Source organism: Streptomyces niveiscabiei (assembly GCF_001419795.1).
In the GTDB taxonomy this organism is placed as follows: domain Bacteria; phylum Actinomycetota; class Actinomycetes; order Streptomycetales; family Streptomycetaceae; genus Streptomyces; species Streptomyces niveiscabiei.
The window spans coordinates 5,636-5,929 of record NZ_LIRL01000872.1 but is presented as its reverse complement, the minus strand read 5'-3'; the positions used below and the strand labels follow the sequence as shown (position 1 = coordinate 5,929).

The window sequence follows — 294 nt, the reverse complement described above, 5'->3', positions numbered from 1 at the left end:
GCCGCTTCGTCGACCGCGAGCAACTCCACTACAGCGGCTTCGAGGGCCCCCGCTTCAGCGTCAAGGGCCCCTCCATCACCCCCCGCCCGCCCCAGGGCCAGCCCCTCGTCACGGCCCTCGCGCACGCGACGGTGCCCTACCGGCTGGTGGCGCGCGCGGCGGACGTCGGCTTCGTCACCCCGCACGACACCGGCCAGGCCCGCGCCATCGTCCAGGAGATACGCACCGAACAGGAGGCCGCCGGGCGCGGCGCCGACCCGCTGCACGTCTTCGCCGACCTCGTGGTCCTCCTCG

1 protein-coding gene is annotated in these 294 nt (G+C 75.2%); it reads left to right on the top strand.

What is annotated here, in order from left to right:
* The coding region (locus AOK24_RS51580; protein ID WP_240554279.1) for an LLM class flavin-dependent oxidoreductase at positions 1-294 on the top strand (294 nt) is incomplete at both ends.